17 protein-coding genes are annotated in these 15,624 nt (G+C 41.3%); 6 read left to right on the top strand and 11 right to left on the bottom strand.

Annotated features, from left to right (window positions below):
• Positions 1–61: 61 nt before the first annotated feature.
• The 3 genes from LVY74_RS10190 to LVY74_RS10200 all read right to left on the bottom strand — a co-directional run bounded on the left by LVY74_RS10190 (position 62) and on the right by LVY74_RS10200 (position 2,509).
• A complete protein-coding gene (locus LVY74_RS10190; protein ID WP_237814981.1) occupies positions 62–607 on the bottom strand; it encodes a superoxide dismutase family protein in 546 nt (181 codons plus the stop codon).
• 106 nt (positions 608–713) lie between these two features.
• Complete coding sequence (locus LVY74_RS10195; protein ID WP_237814982.1) at positions 714–1,784, bottom strand: AI-2E family transporter; 1,071 nt, start codon at positions 1,782–1,784, stop codon at positions 714–716.
• 80 nt (positions 1,785–1,864) lie between these two features.
• Positions 1,865–2,509: a ParA family protein gene (locus LVY74_RS10200; RefSeq protein ID WP_237814983.1), complete on the bottom strand. Its 645-nt coding sequence runs from the start codon at positions 2,507–2,509 to the stop codon at positions 1,865–1,867.
• A 122-nt stretch (positions 2,510–2,631) separates the two neighbouring features.
• Between LVY74_RS10200 and LVY74_RS10205 the strand changes: the two genes are divergently transcribed.
• Entirely contained in the window at positions 2,632–3,099 is a 468-nt protein-coding gene (locus LVY74_RS10205; RefSeq protein WP_237814984.1) for a Holliday junction resolvase-like protein, read from the top strand.
• Positions 3,100–3,212: 113 nt separating this feature from the next.
• Positions 3,213–3,782, top strand: a complete 570-nt coding sequence (locus LVY74_RS10210; protein WP_237814985.1) for a hypothetical protein — start codon at positions 3,213–3,215, stop codon at positions 3,780–3,782.
• A 32-nt stretch (positions 3,783–3,814) separates the two neighbouring features.
• On the opposite strand, the gene LVY74_RS10215 is transcribed toward LVY74_RS10210, so the two are convergent.
• Together LVY74_RS10215 and LVY74_RS10220 are read right to left on the bottom strand one after the other, a co-directional pair.
• Complete coding sequence (locus LVY74_RS10215; RefSeq protein WP_237814986.1) at positions 3,815–4,336, bottom strand: hypothetical protein; 522 nt, start codon at positions 4,334–4,336, stop codon at positions 3,815–3,817.
• A gap of 28 nt (positions 4,337–4,364) precedes the next feature.
• A complete protein-coding gene (locus LVY74_RS10220) occupies positions 4,365–5,141 on the bottom strand; it encodes a class I SAM-dependent methyltransferase (protein WP_237815063.1) in 777 nt (258 codons plus the stop codon).
• A gap of 189 nt (positions 5,142–5,330) precedes the next feature.
• On the opposite strand from LVY74_RS10220, the gene LVY74_RS10225 reads away from it, so the two are divergent.
• Positions 5,331–6,179: an aldo/keto reductase gene (locus LVY74_RS10225; RefSeq protein WP_151709284.1), complete on the top strand. Its 849-nt coding sequence runs from the start codon at positions 5,331–5,333 to the stop codon at positions 6,177–6,179.
• Here LVY74_RS10225 and LVY74_RS10230 read toward each other — a convergent pair.
• Positions 6,176–6,460, bottom strand: a complete 285-nt coding sequence (locus LVY74_RS10230; RefSeq protein ID WP_237814987.1) for a hypothetical protein — start codon at positions 6,458–6,460, stop codon at positions 6,176–6,178. The two genes, LVY74_RS10225 and LVY74_RS10230, sit on opposite strands and share 4 nt — an antisense overlap.
• Before the next feature lie 56 nt (positions 6,461–6,516).
• Positions 6,517–7,161, bottom strand: coding sequence for a hypothetical protein (locus LVY74_RS10235; protein ID WP_237814988.1), 645 nt, complete (start codon positions 7,159–7,161; stop codon positions 6,517–6,519).
• Positions 7,162–7,468: 307 nt separating this feature from the next.
• Here LVY74_RS10235 and LVY74_RS10240 point away from each other — a divergent pair, with 307 nt between their 5' ends.
• From LVY74_RS10240 to LVY74_RS10250, 3 genes are all read left to right on the top strand, one after another.
• Positions 7,469–8,734 carry a hypothetical protein gene (locus LVY74_RS10240; protein ID WP_237814989.1) on the top strand — a complete coding sequence of 422 codons (1,266 nt, stop codon included), beginning with the start codon at positions 7,469–7,471 and terminating at the stop codon, positions 8,732–8,734.
• Between the two features lie 145 nt (positions 8,735–8,879).
• Positions 8,880–9,593, top strand: a complete 714-nt coding sequence (locus LVY74_RS10245) for a hypothetical protein (RefSeq protein ID WP_237814990.1) — start codon at positions 8,880–8,882, stop codon at positions 9,591–9,593.
• Positions 9,590–10,549 (top strand): 2-hydroxyacid dehydrogenase, encoded by a 960-nt coding sequence (locus LVY74_RS10250; RefSeq protein ID WP_237814991.1) that lies wholly within the window; start codon positions 9,590–9,592, stop codon positions 10,547–10,549. The genes LVY74_RS10245 and LVY74_RS10250 overlap by 4 nt, the downstream gene beginning before the upstream one ends.
• On the opposite strand, the gene LVY74_RS10255 is transcribed toward LVY74_RS10250, so the two are convergent.
• The 4 genes from LVY74_RS10255 to glyQ form a co-directional block, all read right to left on the bottom strand.
• Entirely contained in the window at positions 10,550–10,951 is a 402-nt protein-coding gene (locus LVY74_RS10255; RefSeq protein ID WP_237814992.1) for a hypothetical protein, read from the bottom strand.
• A gap of 111 nt (positions 10,952–11,062) precedes the next feature.
• Positions 11,063–12,325, bottom strand: a complete 1,263-nt coding sequence (locus tag LVY74_RS10260; RefSeq protein WP_237814993.1) for a hypothetical protein — start codon at positions 12,323–12,325, stop codon at positions 11,063–11,065.
• A 72-nt stretch (positions 12,326–12,397) separates the two neighbouring features.
• Positions 12,398–14,467, bottom strand: a complete 2,070-nt coding sequence (glyS, locus tag LVY74_RS10265) for a glycine--tRNA ligase subunit beta (RefSeq protein ID WP_237814994.1) — start codon at positions 14,465–14,467, stop codon at positions 12,398–12,400.
• Positions 14,467–15,444 carry a glycine--tRNA ligase subunit alpha gene (gene glyQ, locus LVY74_RS10270; RefSeq protein WP_237814995.1) on the bottom strand — a complete coding sequence of 326 codons (978 nt, stop codon included), beginning with the start codon at positions 15,442–15,444 and terminating at the stop codon, positions 14,467–14,469. The genes glyS and glyQ overlap by 1 nt, the downstream gene beginning before the upstream one ends.
• Between the last annotated feature and the right edge of the window lie 180 nt (positions 15,445–15,624).

Genomic DNA, 15,624 nt, shown 5'->3' on the forward strand with positions numbered 1-15,624 from the left:
GGTGATTATGTCGAAGTTTAGACTGAACTTTTTTTATTCGACTGTCAATTGCTCAAGCACTTTATGGAATAACCCCGCAAGCAATATGCTCTCTACCGCGACTTGAGGGATTTCCTGCATCCGCATAGTTGTCTTCACCTGCGTTGACAATAATTGCAAGCCCTTGAATGTCACTGAGCTTGAGTCGAGGTGCAACCACACGTTGATTGACATCGCCATTGGAGTCGACTTGTAACGCGGGCAAGTCACCTAAATGCCCTGTCAGTGCTGTACCATGATGTTTGGCATGATCAGGATTAAAATGATTGCCTGCAGCATAAGCAGCACCGAGTTTGCCATTTCGTTCAGCAGCTTGGCATGAGCCATTTTCATGGATATGAAAGCCGTGTTCCCCCGAAGGCAGTTTAGATAAATGAGCCGTGATCACTAAACCTCGTGCTGAATCTTCTAAGCGAACAGTGCCTATTTTTTTACCAATGCCTTGAGTCGAAACAGCATGGATTTTGACTTTCTTTTGATATGAATGCTGAGGGTGCAAGGACTGACAACCTGTCATGAAACCTGAACCGAGTAAGCATAAGCAGCTAAGCTGAATAAAATGACGCATGATGATTATCCTTTTTTTCGTATTTTATTTTTGCGTCTTTTATTCAAGCAAATTCAAGTGGATGAATTGTTATTCATCCGTTATGACATGTATGAATTTGTAGGTTTTAATCTTCAGTTGTGAACTCATTCTGTTCATGAATCCATTCTCGCCAAATCGCCAGTAAAATCGCCAAGATGACAGGGCCAATAAATAGACCCACCAAGCCAAAGCTGGCAATGCCGCCCAATACCCCAAACATGATCAATAAAAACGGGATTTTGGTTGCACCTGAAATGACCAAAGGACGAATGACGTTGTCAGAGGTGCTGACAATACACACGCCCCAAATTAAAACACCAATTGATTCAAAGACTTGACCTTGTGAAATTAACCATAAACCGACGGCTGTATAAGACAGTGGCGTCCCAAAAGGAATGAGTGCCAGTACGAAAGTAATGATGGTGAGCACCATTGGGTTCGGTACGCCTGCAACAAAGTAGCTTAAACCTGCCAATACAGCTTGGGCGATTGCAGTTAAACCAATGCCATATACGACAGCACGTGTGGTTTCAGAAATCGTGTCTAAATAATGGTGAACACGAGGACCAATGACTTTTTCCAGTGCCGTTTTGACTTGTTCTAGGAGGCTCAAACCATCCCGATAGAAAAAGAACAATGAAAATAAAGCAAAAAATAATTTGACAAGATTACGGCTAATTTCACTCAGGACAAAGCGTCCATAGTTGAGATGGTTCTGTAGCCAAAACATAATATTTTGTGTGATGGCATGTGGATTGTTATTCAGTTCATTTAAGCTACGCTGTATATCTTTACCAATGACAGGCAGGTCGGTAATCAGTTTGGGTAAGCTAAAGTGCCCAGAAAACAACTGTTTTTGCAGTTCAAAAAATAACTGACGACCTTCATGTTGCAAAATAAAGATAGCAAAAATCAATGGAATGCCGATGACCAAAATAATGAGAAATAACATTAAGGTCGCGCTCAGTGTTTGGCGGTTTTCTCCGCATTTCACCAGTACCCAGCGATAAATCGGCCATGTCATGTAGGCAATAATAATTGCCCAAACCACAGGCACAATAAAATATTTAAGGACACTGAAGCTTAAGTAAAGCAGGATGAAGAACAATCCAAACAACAAAATCCGATGTAGCAAAACAGGGGCAGATTTTTGCACGCGTATCTCAAAATTAAGGTTTTTTTAATATAGGTATATTAACTGAAAAACCCATGGCGGCAAATTGATCTGTCTGCCATTTAAAACCATGCGGTTGGATCATCAATAATGGCATTGAGTAGCGGTTGCCATTGTTTCTGAATACTCACATAGGTCTTTTGTTGTTTATCAAAAATACTTAAGCCTTGTACAGCCAGTTGTCCATAAGCACTCCGTTCAGAAATCCATGCAATTGGTTGTTGTTCGATTTTTCCAAAAAATTCTTGAATGTCCCGTGAGCTGGCACTGTTGGCTTTCACGCGATTTGCCACGAGCAATAACTCGACCTTACCTTTACGGACGCGTTTAATCTCTTGTAAATGTTTCAGAAAGCGGCGTGTACTGTCGATGTCAAAAAAGGAGGGCTGTAGAGGGGTAATAATGGCATGGCTTTCGCTGATCAGATGTTCGGCATGTTCACCTGAAAGTGCACCAGGCGCATCAATGATCAGATATTCTAGATTTTTAGGTGCATCGCCAATTGATTTTTCATTGCGCCAGTCTAAAGATTGAATGTGTGCTGCACTGCTTGGGCGTTGTTTGAGCCATTGTAAGCTTGATTTTTGATTGTCGGCATCCGCCAGTGCGACACGATAGTTTTTTACGGCCAGGGCGCTTGCCAAAGTAATTGCTGTATTGGTTTTTCCGCATCCACCTTTCTGGTTGGCAATTAATATAGTTTTCATGTCAATTATAGAAGAAATATAGGCTGGATTACTTTAGCACTTTTTCTCAGGCTGCGCTTAGGACATGACAAAAAGTCTTAAGCCTGTTTAAATGCTTGACTTTATTCGGAAGGAAATAACAGATGTCGATTTGGATTGCCATGGCGATAGGTTTGGGCATAGGCATAATCTTGACCTATGCGCTGTTGTCCAATTTACGAAATGGTAAAATTCAAGCCGAATATGAAGCCCAAATTTCTGAATTAAAACGTCAACATCAAAAAGAATTGCGCCAAGTTCAGTCACGCAGCGTGAACAGCAGTCGGGCAATTCTCAAAGGTAAAATGGCAGAGCAGTTTGCACCGATCTTTCCCGAATTTGAATATTTGCCAAGTGATGCCAAATTTTTGGGAGATCCAGTCGATTATATCGTTTTCAATGGCTATAACGCTTTTCGAGATGGCGCAGGACGAGCCGATCACATCGAAGTAGTGCTGATTGATATTAAAAGTGGTAATGCCCGTTTGACCAAGGGGCAACAAGCGATTGCTGAAGCGGTGAAGAAAGGGCGTATTCGCTTTGAAACCATTCGGGTTGAATTTGAAGACTAGATGACAAAATTCCTACGTTTTTAGCGCTTATGGTTACGTTTTTCGCTGTATTTGCTGAGCATTGAGCTTTTAAAATTTAAAAGATCAAATCAATGTTTAGATGAGGAATCAGCATGCCAGTTTTAAAGCATTGGGCATGTGGTATTGGATTGCTAGTGCTTGCAAGCCACAGTTTTGCCTCAAACTCAGGTGCAGAATATAACATTGCCAATGGTCTAGCACCGACCGCTCAAGGGCAATCCATTTCAACCCTAAAAAGTTTCCAAGGCGACTTTCGCATTTTAAGTACCAAAAGCTATACGCATGACGAACAGGCGAAGTTCTCGCCAATTGACTATGCTGTAAGTTGGGGCATGTTTGCTGACCCCTATTTTGCACGTCAAATTACGGTTCGGCAGTATGACCGCTTTCTGAATTGGAAAATGAAAACCTTACCTGTTTCTCCACAAAAAGCCATGCAAATGGTTTCCAATATGCACATTGTACCTGCTACACCAAACATTGCTCAGCAAATAAAACAGGTTCGCCGTGGGGATTTGGTACGTTTGCAAGGTGAATTGGTTGAAATCAAAGACCGTGACTTGGTCTGGCGATCCTCTCTCACCAATACTGATGTTGGCGAAGGAGGATGTGAACTGTTTCGTGTCAAGTCGATTCAGTGGATTGAACGCAAGGCGTTATAACGCTCAGATTGCGGAATAGTCCCGCGTTGATTTTATGGCGCTGTGGCTGATTCGGTATGTGCTTTCCAGTATTCAAGCTGTTGAGCCGCTTGGATCAGTGTGGATTGATCAACAGGTGTCTGCTTTTGTGGTTCACGCTGACTGTTCCAGTAAGTAGACATCATGCCTTGGATATAACGCCCTTGTTCTGTTTTTAAATCCAGATCTTTGAGCATGTTGAGTGCGGAATGCACTTGATCATGCTTACGTTGCATCACAAATTCTTGACTGAGCTGATTGTTCTTTTTGAGTTGTTCAAGCTCAGTACGCATCTCCTGTGACATGTCATGAAAATTACGAGTAAAATTTTCTAACTGTTGAATATCATGTGCATCATTGGCTGTTGCTGCAAACTCACGAATATGGGCTGGTCGTTGAGCAACGGGATGGCTTGCTGTAGATGCCGAAGACGTTTGTTCGGTCGCAGGCTGTTCTGGAGTTTTGTGGCAACCTGCTAGCCCCAAGCTGCCCAGCACAAGGCAGGACAGCATCCAATCACGACAAGAAAAAAACATGACATGTCACCTAAGTTAGCAATCGACTTTATTGTGTTTTGATAAAGTCATAAGCATACGTAATATATGGAAAATCAATTTCATCATTTGGGCGTTTGCCTAAATGCTCAAACACCACCTGTTCAAACTGCTGCTTGAGTTGCTGCTGTTGTTCAGCAGGCATCATGGCAATAAAACTGGTTGAAAGCAAACGCTTACTCACGACCTGTTCGACTGTGCCATGATGTTGGTGAATAAAATGCTGTTCACTTCCTAGTTTAAACCATGTTTGATTTTTAAAAGCTTTTTTCCACTCACCACTATGATAGCGTGGAGTATCTGCTTCGAGTGGCAATAAAATATCGGCAATTGCCTTGACCCAAGGCACAGTGGTATCACGTTGATTCCAAATCAATCCAAAATGCCCTTGTGGCTTGAGTAAGCGATAGACTTCGGCAAGGGTTTCATGATTGGAAAACCAGTGAAAGGCTTGAGCTGCTAAAACAGCATCATAATGAGCCGATTCTAATGGAATATGATCACTGTGAGCGCTGAGTATCGTAATTTCAGGTTGGGTGGCATGCAGTTGTTGCTGCATTTCTGCGATTGGTTCAACCGCCACAATATGTGGCGTAACCTGTTTTAGATATTGGGTAAATTTTCCTGTACCTGCAGCAAGATCAATCACTTCCGATTGATGCGTCAGCTCAAGTTCATGACGCAGCCATGAGATGATTTGTAGTGGATAACTTGGACGGGTCTGTTGATAAAGTTCAGCCCCAGAGCCAAAGCCTTGTGCTGCGGTTGGGTGTATTGTTGACATAATCTCATTCCTTGAATTTATTTGCTTTTATTATAGGAATTTCTCTGAATTTCAGCAGGGAAATAGCATTATTTATACAATTTAGCCTGTGCTCGACAAGCGACTGCGCCATAATGTCTGAGCATATTGACCAGCAATTTGTCTGGAAAATTTCAATCTGAATAATAAGCAGCACCAGAGGGAAAATGACACATGAATCAATTTGTACAAATTCCAAATCTAAAACTACATGATGGTCAACACATTCCTGCACTCGGCTTTGGCACTTATAGCCTCAATGGACATGCAGGTGTAGAGGTCATGCAACGTGCTTTAGGGCATGGTTATCGTATGTTAGATTCCGCATTTAACTATGAAAACGAAGGTGCCGTTGGACAGGCTATTCGTTTATCAAAGCTAGAGCGCGATGAATTATTTATTACCTCTAAGTTGCCAGGGCGTCATCATCATTATGAAAAGGCTGTGGTCACAATTGAGGAATCTCTTTATCGTGCCCAACTGAATTATTTCGATTTATATCTGATCCACTGGCCAAACCCGAAACAGGGCTTATATGTTGAAGCATGGCAGGCTTTGATTGATGCTCAGAAAAAAGGACAAATTAAATCAATTGGAGTAAGCAACTTCTTGCCTGAACATCTTGAAGTTTTAAAGAAAGAAACAGGTGTCATGCCTGTGATTAACCAAATTGAATTACACCCATATTTTAACCAAGCAGAGCAACGGGCATATCATCAGCAGCATGGTATCTTAACGATGGCATGGAGTCCGTTGGGACGGGCGCGTGATGTCTTTCAGGAGCCTGTATTACAGCAAATTGCTGAGCAACTTGGAAAATCAGTCGCACAGATTATTTTGAAATGGCAGATTCAACTCGGTGTGATTCCAATTCCTAAAGCGACCAGTGACCAAAATCAGCTCGCCAATAAAGCAATTTTTCAGTTTGAACTCAGTGATGAGCAAATGCAGCAGATCAACGCCTTGACGCGCAGCAATGGTCGTTTGAAAAATCAAGACCCTGCGGTGTATGAGGAATTTTAATCACAAACAACAGGAATGGGCGGCATAGACCGTCCATTGGCTTGTAAGTGACAGTTGGGTGGAACGTGGTATTGTGGTGGTTGTGGATGATAATCACCGCGAGGCTGTTGCAGAATAATCACCTGTGGCCGACTGATTTCAACTTGGGTGTGACTTGCATTCGAATCCACAAAAACACGCGTGGTCGATTCAATCTGTCGGGTTTGTTCGGGGACAATAATACAGGCGTGTAATAATAGTCCACAGCCAAGTACACTTGCCCACTTTAGCGTTTTCCACATGACATCACCTCAGTCTTTTTAGTTTCATTTAACTTTAAGTGACTTCAGGGGATTGCTCAATGATTGCTGTGTACAGATTCTGGCAAATGATAGAATTTTTGGAGTTGCTTCATTTGACTGTGCAATTGTTTTGCAGGTAAACGTGTTTCTTGTAGCAGTGTGACCCATGCCATATGGCAGCGTTTGAGTTCATCTGCAGTTTGACACTGACGGATACGCTCAATCAGTCCTTTTGCCAATAAACCACAGTATTGTTGCAAGGTTTCCACCATCATATTTTTCATGGTTGGTAAGTTCAGTGCCAAATCTAGGCTAGGTGGGGGTGTTGTGTCGAGCTTAAAATCGGCTTCTTTTTGTTCTTGAGCGATTTCCTCTGCCAGTGTAGGCGCGGCTTGCGGTTTCGCATAGCGTTCTAGTACGTGTGAGAGTACATTGACAGTCGGGGATACTGGCGCAACGGTTTCGGTTTCGGTTTCGGTTTCGGTTTCGGTTTCGGTTTCGGGTGTCTGATCTTTAATAAAACCGAGCGCCAATAGCCCATCAATCAGTTCAGGCTGTAATAGGCGTCGTTGATTCATTTCAGGCAATTTATCAAATGCTTCCGTTCCAATAATAAATAGCAATTGGCGCTGTTTGGCAGAAAGCAATTTAGAGCGTTGTTGTAAAGCGTCATGACCTGCTGTGGTTTTGACATATTGCATTGTCCAATTCCCCCTCATTGGAATAATGCGAATATTCAAGCGCAGCATTGTGACAGCTTAATTAATTCATTTAAATTTAGATGAATTGTATTATGAAATAGCCGAATATATGAATTTTATAGTTTTTCTGAAAAATCCGTTTTGGGATTATGCCTATTGGTTTTAAACTATAGAAATCTGACAGCGGCATGGCAAGATGTCATATTTTGCCCTGTTTAATCTCTCTTGCCTTTATACAATAGGCATTCGCCAGTCCCTCTTTTTTATTGCATTTTGGCTGTTGCCAATTTTTATTTTCGGTGCCTAAATGGATAAGCAAATTATTTTTGAAGACGAACAAATCCGAGTTATTTTTCTAAAAGGAAATTCCAAAGAACTGATTTTTTCGTTTGGGGATTTAATTACTCGCGCCAAAGGCTTAACGATTAATGCAGAAAAGTCGTTGGCAAAATACGAATATAACGTGATTGGCGTGATGCCAAAAATTAAATCATGGTTTCCTGCTGAGAGCATGCAGGCCATGATGAGCGCCGTACAGCCGATTTTAGACCAGTTTGAAACCGTAGTCGGTTATGGCGGTTCAATGGGGGGATATGCGGCAATTAAATATTCTAAATTGCTGAAAATGAACCGCATCATTGCATTTGTGCCGCAGTACAGTATTGATCCGCAAGAAGTGGAAGATCGTCGTTATACCGAATTTTTTGATGAAAGCTTACATCAGGATATGCACATTACCACGCAGGATGTTTGCTCAAACAGTGAATACATCGTGGTGTATGACCCGCACTATGCCAATGACCGTGAACATTATTTAAAGATCAAACACGTCTTGCCACAGTTGCATACCTTACATTTGCCATTTACAGGGCATGAGGCACTTTCGGTTTTAGCCAGTTCAAGTTTATTGAATGACTTTATTCGCCATCCGTGGAATAAAAACTATTTCTATCAGCAAATGCGTACGGTCAAGAAAAAGAGTAAATTCTACTACCGTACCGTGATTAATAATCTGTTATCACGTCATAGCGCAGCGCTTGGGCGTATTTTACGTAGCAATGACTTACAGTTAGATGACCAGTATTTAGATGCTAACTTAAAACAGTTAATTACCCGTATTATGCTGAGTCGCCGTCAGGTGACAGAACAAGATTTACAAAAACTGGGCATTAAGGTTAATTTGCCAAAAGACAATAATCCCAACCAGTTGCAAGACTGTTATGGCAATTATCTGGTGTTTAACATTATTAGCAACAAAATTGAAAGCTACCCAGATGAAGCGATTCGACTCAATCATAAATATTTGATTCCACTGCTAATTAAATCAAGCTGTATCGTCAAGATTGAGCTAAACAACGAACGCTATATCGTGGTGATGAATGACCGCCGTGTCATGAAACTGTTCCCTGAAGACGATGCTTTGTCGATGGATATGAGCCCAATCGTTGTGAAAAAATATCCAGAATATTATGTGTTAAGCTATAAAGACCAAAATATGCGCTGCGATAGTTTGGGCATTTGTTATTTTGTTGAACCGCCACTTTTGGATGAAGAAAAATTTATCCTCGCATAAATTGCTGAATAGCAAATAAAAACAGAAAAAATTTCGGTTTTTTCTGTTTTTTTATGGTTACTGATTTTGCACAAATTCAGATTGCGATGTATTGATGGCTTTTTATACAGTGTGCAAATGATTTTTATTTCGGTTTTTTAGTCTTGTGCATGCAGAAATTTTACTCAGTTGTCAGTTGGTTGGTCATTTTCATGGGCAGATGAGCCTACCCAATATCGCTTATATTCACAGTTTACATTTTCAACCCGAACATCGTCCGATCTTAAAACAACTTGTCCCGTGGCAGCAGCTTGAACAGAGTACACAGTATTGGTTCGATAGCTTGCGACAGCGCCACATTCAAGATATGCGACTGGATTTGTTTGGACAATACCCACTGATTTATACCCGCTTTAATGATGGCACACTCAGTGCTTGGCGCTCAGATTGGCAGTTCAATGATTTAGAACAACAATGGGATATAGATTACTATGAGTCACTCTGTAAATTAGAAAAATTTCCTGTGCTTACAACTGTAGATAATCGGCAGGATTTTTTAATGGTGTTGCACAAGTTAGAACATTTGGCTCAAGTGATTGGAGAAACCCAGTTCGCCCAGATTTTTCATCGGGCAGCAGGAACCTTGGCACAAACCAGTCACAGTATTCGAGAGTTACAGCAACAGCTTTTTTTGGCTGCACAGCAAGCATGGGTGTTTGGTGGCATGGGTTCTTGGAATGATGCAGCACCGTATTTGGCGGCAGAGCAGGGATTGGAACAGGACTACCAACACCTGACTGAGCAATTGCATCGACAGATCAGACAAGCTTTAATGTATGCAGTCAATTTCGCCAAAACATCATCAAGGACAACAACATGAGCCAGTTAAAAGCCGCATTTTTGGATTATGCCAGTTTAGATCAGAACGACTTGGACTTTAGTCCGCTCAATGCTGCTTTTTCTGAGTTGCAATTGTATGACGCAACCTCCTCAGATCAGGTACTCACACGACTGTCCAATGTTGAAGTCGCGATTGTCAATAAAGTAGTGTTAAGCGCTGAAACGATTCAGCAATTGCCAAAACTCAAACTGATTTTAATTTCTGCCACAGGCACTAATAATGTCGATCTAAAAGCTGCACAAGCGCAGGGCATTGTGGTGTGTAACTGTCAAGGGTACGGCACGGCATCGGTGGCACAGCATGCGTTGGCACTGATGCTGGCACTGGCAACCAATGTGGTGAAATACAATCAGGCGGTGCAGCAGGGGCGTTGGCAGCAGGCAGAGCAGTTCTGCTTTTTAGATTTTCCGATTGTGGAATTGGCAGGTAAAACGCTTGGCGTGTTGGGTTATGGCGAACTTGGACAGGAAGTTGCTCGTTTGGCACAAGCATTTGGCATGAAGATTTTGGTGGGAAATCTGCCAAATCGTCAGCATGAGGGACGTTTGTCACTTGGAGAACTGTTACCGCAGGTCGATGTGCTGACGCTACATTGTCCACTGAATGACAGCACCAAAGATCTGATTTCTGAAAAAGAACTGGCATTGATGAAGCCGAGCGCATTTTTGGTGAATACAGCACGTGGCGGCATCGTCAATGAAACGGCACTGGCACAGGCTTTACAACAAGGCAAACTGGCAGGCGCAGCAACCGATGTTCTGACTGTTGAGCCACCTAAGCAAGGAAATATTTTGCTTGATTCTACAATTCCGAATTTAATCATCACCCCACATTCAGCATGGGGGAGTGTCCAAGCCCGTCAGCGCATTGTGCAGCAACTGACTGAAAATGCCGAAGGCTTTGCTTCTGGCAATATTCTGCGTCAGGTCAATTAATTAGTTGGCTTGACTTAAAGATTTTTGCTCAATTGGGACAGGGGTTGTATCGTTGCGGCTGCCTGTCACTACTTCTTTGGTTTGCTCCCATTTCTTTTCGGCGCCTTGTTGTACATCACTGGCTTTTTCTTGCACGGCTTGAGATTTTTCAGCACTGAACTCTTTGGTGTTTTCCCATTTACGTTGGATTTTTTCTGAGGCCTTGTCTGCACCGCGTTGTGTGGCATTGCCAATACGCTGCATGGTTTGTCCTGTTTTGTATAAAATCACACGTCCTAGACTTGGATTTTCGGGTAATGGGGCATTTTGAGTGGTTGATGGGTCTGCAGTAAGTGCAAAAACTGACGGTGCTGCAACGAGGCAACTACTCAATAAAAATAACTTGATTGGGCTTAAACGCATTGCAAGATCTCATCCTGTTAATGCTCGTCATTTTAGGATGAGATGAGGTGAATAGGTGGGAAAGTGAAGAAATTCATACAGCAAGCTTACAACAGCATACAAACAGTGAATTTAAGCTGTATTTAAAAAATAATGATTTTCAATTTTTATTGAGTCCATATTATCTTGAATCATCGAAGTTGAGAATTTTTCTTTTTCAGCCCAAAAAATTCGTAAGTTTTCTAGATCTATTTTTTGTGAGTCTGTGAGCGACTCAAACCATACAGGAGATACAAAAGTATTGTGTATATATAAAAAAGCCAGTGAAAAAAGTTTATCTTCAATCAATAATGGTTTTGAAATAATTGAATTGATAATTTGCTTTCCATAATCAGTATTCTCCTTAAACCAGCTAATTATAAAGTATCCTTTCTGCTGTAAGGAAATACAGTTCACAAAAATATTTTTTGATTGAATTTCAGCTTTATCTAAATCTTGTAATTGGTTACCTTCTAGATCATATTCTAAATTGAAACATGTAGAACTTTGGAACTTAGGGTAATTATCATTAAGCTCAAAAACATAATGCTGTAAATTATCTTCATAATTTAATAGAGAATATTTTTTCTCTAAATTTTTTTTATAGTAATTGCTATATTTTATTCCTAATTCATAAAATTTAATTTGACTATTTATAGTTATCTGGAATTCTATTTGACCTTTAAAATTGTCATTTATATCTTTATTTAATTTTATTTCATGAAGAATATCTATTACTCGAAGCATAGTGTAGTGTTCTTGACAAATTGCTCTATAGCAAAGATCAAATAATTGTTTTTGTGTTTTATTAAAATCATGTTTCTCAAAAGATGAAAATAGAAATTCATCGTGTTTTTTACAAAATCCATAAAAAGTAGAGGCATCATTTATTCCGATTTTCTTGAAAATAAAGCCATTAAAATCAAATTTTAAACCATAAACATGGTTGTTTTCAGATATTGATGTTAAAGCTCCCTTTTTAGAGATAGAGTGAGCCTTAATAATATCATTTGAACAAATAGAAACATTTTTATGTAAACACTCTTTTTTATTGAGTATTTTTTTAATTTTAGTTGGTTTTTTATCAAAAAAATTTCTATTTTTAGCAAAATGGCAATCAATAAATGATAATCCTGAAAGACACCAACATTTTTTCTTTTTAGGATATTTTTTAACTAATTGTTCAAAATCATTTAATGGTACTAAATTATGGTTTTTATCTTTCAAATTTTTGATAATAAATGAAAAAGTATCATCACAAAATAATTTTTCAGTCACCGCTCTTTTTAGTATATTTATATCTAGCATTTGAATATTTAAAATATTATAAACTAATACTAACTTTTCTTCTTTCATTACGCTTATTTTTAATAAAAACCCCACTCATTTTATAGCGGGGTTTTCTTTAAACTTCAAGCAAATCAGACTTTAGTGCTGCAACACACTCACATCAGCCACAGCAGTAAACAAGTTACGCAACTGTGCCAATAAACGTAAACGGTTGGCTTTCAGTTCTGTATCATCTGCCATCACCATCACGCCTTCAAAGAACGCATCAATTGGCGCACGAAGTGCAGCAAGCTTAGACAAGGCTTCTGTGTAATCTTTGGCTGCCAATAATGGCTCAACCACAGGATTCACCGCTTGGAGCTCAGCATACAATGCTTTTTCAGCATCTTCGACCAATTTGCTGGCATCCACAGTACCTTCAGGCGTTGCTTCTTTGGCAAGAATGTTGGCAACACGTTTGTTGGCAGCAGCCAGTGCAGCCGCTTCAGGCAGTGTGCGGAAGTGATTCACAGCATTGATACGCTTGTCAAAATCAAGCGGAGATTTTGGTGACAAGGCTTGAACGGCTTGAAGCACATCGACAGCAACCCCTTGGTCTTCGTATTTAGCACGATAACGACCTTCAAGGAAAGCAACAGCATCAGCCAAAGTCTTGCCGTGATCTTTCACAATCTCGCCATAACCTTGCAGTGCCAAGTTCACCAATTCTTCAATAGTCACATCCAGTTCATTTTCAATGATCAGACGTAAAATACCAATCGCTGAACGACGCAGTGCAAACGGGTCTTTTGAACCTGTTGGGGCTTGTCCAATACCAAAAATACCGACCAAAGTATCTAAACGGTCAGCAAGTGCAATGGTTGTGCCCGTTTTGGTTTTTGGTAAAACATCGCCTGCGAATTTTGGTAAATACTGTTCGCCAAGGGCTTCGGCAACTTCATCATTTTCGCCTTCGATGCGAGCATAGTAAGTGCCTGCAATCCCTTGAAGTTCAGGGAATTCACCCACTAATTCAGAGGTTAAGTCGCATTTTGCCAGTAAGGCTGCTTTTTCAGCATCAGCCGTATTTGCACCTGTCATGCTTGCCAAAGCCACTGCTAGTTTAGCAATACGCTCTGATTTGTCCCAAAGTGTACCCAATTGTGCTTGGAACACCATGTTGGCTAATTTTTCTTTACGAGAAGCAAGCGGTTGTTTTTGGTCTTGCAAGAAGAAGAATTCAGCATCGCTCAAACGTGGACGAACCACTTTTTCATTCCCTTCAATAATTTGAATCGGGTCTTTTGAGTCGATGTTCGACACCGTAATGAAGTAAGGCTGTAATTTACCTTCGCTGTTCACCAAGCAGAAATATTTTTGGTTGTCCTGCATGGTGGTAATCAACGCTTCTTGTGGCACAGCCAAATAGCGTTCTTCAAAAGTTGCGCGAAGGGCAACAGGCCATTCTACCAGTGCAGTTACTTCATCCAACAAGTCACTTGGCACAATCGCAGTCGCATTGACTTCATCAGCCAGTTTTTTCACTTGTTGCTGAATCAATTCCTGACGCAGTTCAAAGTTGGCAATCACATGAGCTTTTTCCAAAGCCGCCAAGTAGTCGTTCGCATGTGCCAAAGTGATTGCTTCAGGTGCATGGAAACGGTGACCATAGCTCAAGTTACCCGCAACGTGATCCTGAATCGTAGCAGGAATCACTTGGTCATCTTTCAATAATACCACCCATTTTACAGGGCGAACAAATTCGGTACGGCTTGCTGCTGAACGCATGCGTTTTGCAATCGGTAAGCGATCTAAAGCAGTTTGCAAGATTTGCGGTAAAAGTACATCGAGGCTTTGACCTTGAATGTCTTTGTAATAGCACACTTTTTCAACTTTACCTGCTTGGAAGGTTGAAACCTGTTCCACGCTAATGCCTTGACCACGCATAAAGCCGTCAAGCGCTTTGGTTGGTTTGCCTTCAGCATCATAAGCGGCTTGTACCGCAGGGCCGTCAAAGCGTTTTTGTGTGTCAGCTTGAGCGCCATCGACATCGACAATTTTTAAAGCTAAACGACGTGGTGCAGCATAAGCTTCAATTGAAGCAAAGTTTAAACCTGCTTCTTGTAAGCCTTTAACCGTTTCAGCCTGTAGGGCATCACGCAAAGTTTTTAAGCTTTTTGGAGGAAGTTCTTCACAGCCGAGTTCAAATAAAACAGTATGTTGAGTCATTATTTGTTCTCCGTTTTTGCAGCTTCTGCGTCGGCTTGTGCTTGTAACTGTGCCAAGACTTCATCACGTAAATGCGGCTCTGCCATTGGGAAGCTCAACTTGGCACGCGCTTGGACATAACTTTGTGCAATCGCACGTGACAATCCACGAACACGTAAAATATAACGCTGACGTTCAGTCACCGAAATTGCACCACGTGCGTCCAGCAAGTTAAAGGTGTGTGATGCTTTCATCACTTGCTCATACGCAGGTAATGGCAGCTCAGCTTCAATCAGACGATTGGCTTCTGACTCGTAAAAATCGAAGAATTCAAACAGTTTTTCAACAGGTGCGTATTCGAAGTTATAAGTCGATTGTTCCACTTCGTTTTGATGGAACACATCGCCATACGTCACTGTGCCGAATGGGCCTTTGGTCCAAACCAAGTCATACACCGAGTCAACCCCTTGCAAATACATCGCAAGACGTTCAAGACCATAGGTAATTTCGCCTGTCACAGGGTAACATTCGATACCGCCCACTTGTTGGAAGTAAGTGAACTGAGTCACTTCCATACCATTCAGCCAAACTTCCCAACCTAAGCCCCAAGCGCCAAGTGTTGGAGATTCCCAGTTATCTTCTACAAAGCGAATGTCATGGGTTAAAGTGTCAATGCCAATGGCTTTGAGTGAGTCCAAATACAACTGCTGAATGTTGTCTGGATTTGGCTTCAAGACCACTTGGAACTGGTAATAATGCTGTAAGCGGTTCGGGTTTTCACCGTAGCGACCATCTTTAGGACGGCGCGAAGGCTGCACGTAAGCCGCGTTCCAAGTTTCAGGGCCTAAGGCACGTAAGAAGGTTGCTGTGTGGAATGTTCCTGCGCCAACTTCCATGTCATAAGGTTGCAAAACAACACAGCCTTGCTCGGCCCAGTAATTTTGTAAGGCAAGAATTAAGCCTTGAAAAGTATCAATATGCGAGATGGCGCGACTCATGTAGCATCCACGAATTATGAGAAAAATTGTCCCTAAGTATAAGGATTTTGTAGGTAGGTGGCAAAGACTTCTATGCAAAATTGCCAATCGTCAGGGAAATGATGAATGAGATAAATTTTGCATGTGGATTCAGCATTTCCTTATCAAAGCCATCCGTGCGTTTTCTAATATTTATAATAT

The organism is Acinetobacter sp. ME22, from assembly GCF_022012315.1.
In the GTDB taxonomy this organism is placed as follows: Bacteria; Pseudomonadota; Gammaproteobacteria; order Pseudomonadales; family Moraxellaceae; genus Acinetobacter; species Acinetobacter brisouii_A.

Excerpts from the sequence above, each read along its gene's own strand:
- LVY74_RS10200 (WP_237814983.1), bottom strand. The coding sequence starts at position 2,509 with ATGAAAACTATATTAATTGCCAACCAGAAAGGTGGATGCGGAAAAACC.
- glyS (WP_237814994.1), bottom strand. The coding sequence starts at position 14,467 with ATGACTCAACATACTGTTTTATTTGAACTCGGCTGTGAAGAACTTCCT.
- LVY74_RS10215 (WP_237814986.1), bottom strand. The coding sequence starts at position 4,336 with ATGTTTTTTTCTTGTCGTGATTGGATGCTGTCCTGCCTTGTGCTGGGC.
- LVY74_RS10190 (WP_237814981.1), bottom strand. The coding sequence starts at position 607 with ATGCGTCATTTTATTCAGCTTAGCTGCTTATGCTTACTCGGTTCAGGT.
- LVY74_RS10255 (WP_237814992.1), bottom strand. The coding sequence starts at position 10,951 with ATGCGTTTAAGCCCAATCAAGTTATTTTTATTGAGTAGTTGCCTCGTT.
- LVY74_RS10205 (WP_237814984.1), top strand. The coding sequence starts at position 2,632 with ATGTCGATTTGGATTGCCATGGCGATAGGTTTGGGCATAGGCATAATC.
- LVY74_RS10240 (WP_237814989.1), top strand. The coding sequence starts at position 7,469 with ATGGATAAGCAAATTATTTTTGAAGACGAACAAATCCGAGTTATTTTT.
- LVY74_RS10250 (WP_237814991.1), top strand. The coding sequence starts at position 9,590 with ATGAGCCAGTTAAAAGCCGCATTTTTGGATTATGCCAGTTTAGATCAG.
- LVY74_RS10225 (WP_151709284.1), top strand. The coding sequence starts at position 5,331 with ATGAATCAATTTGTACAAATTCCAAATCTAAAACTACATGATGGTCAA.
- glyQ (WP_237814995.1), bottom strand. The coding sequence starts at position 15,444 with ATGAGTCGCGCCATCTCGCATATTGATACTTTTCAAGGCTTAATTCTT.
- LVY74_RS10235 (WP_237814988.1), bottom strand. The coding sequence starts at position 7,161 with ATGCAATATGTCAAAACCACAGCAGGTCATGACGCTTTACAACAACGC.
- LVY74_RS10210 (WP_237814985.1), top strand. The coding sequence starts at position 3,213 with ATGCCAGTTTTAAAGCATTGGGCATGTGGTATTGGATTGCTAGTGCTT.
- LVY74_RS10230 (WP_237814987.1), bottom strand. The coding sequence starts at position 6,460 with ATGTGGAAAACGCTAAAGTGGGCAAGTGTACTTGGCTGTGGACTATTA.
- LVY74_RS10260 (WP_237814993.1), bottom strand. The coding sequence starts at position 12,325 with ATGAAAGAAGAAAAGTTAGTATTAGTTTATAATATTTTAAATATTCAA.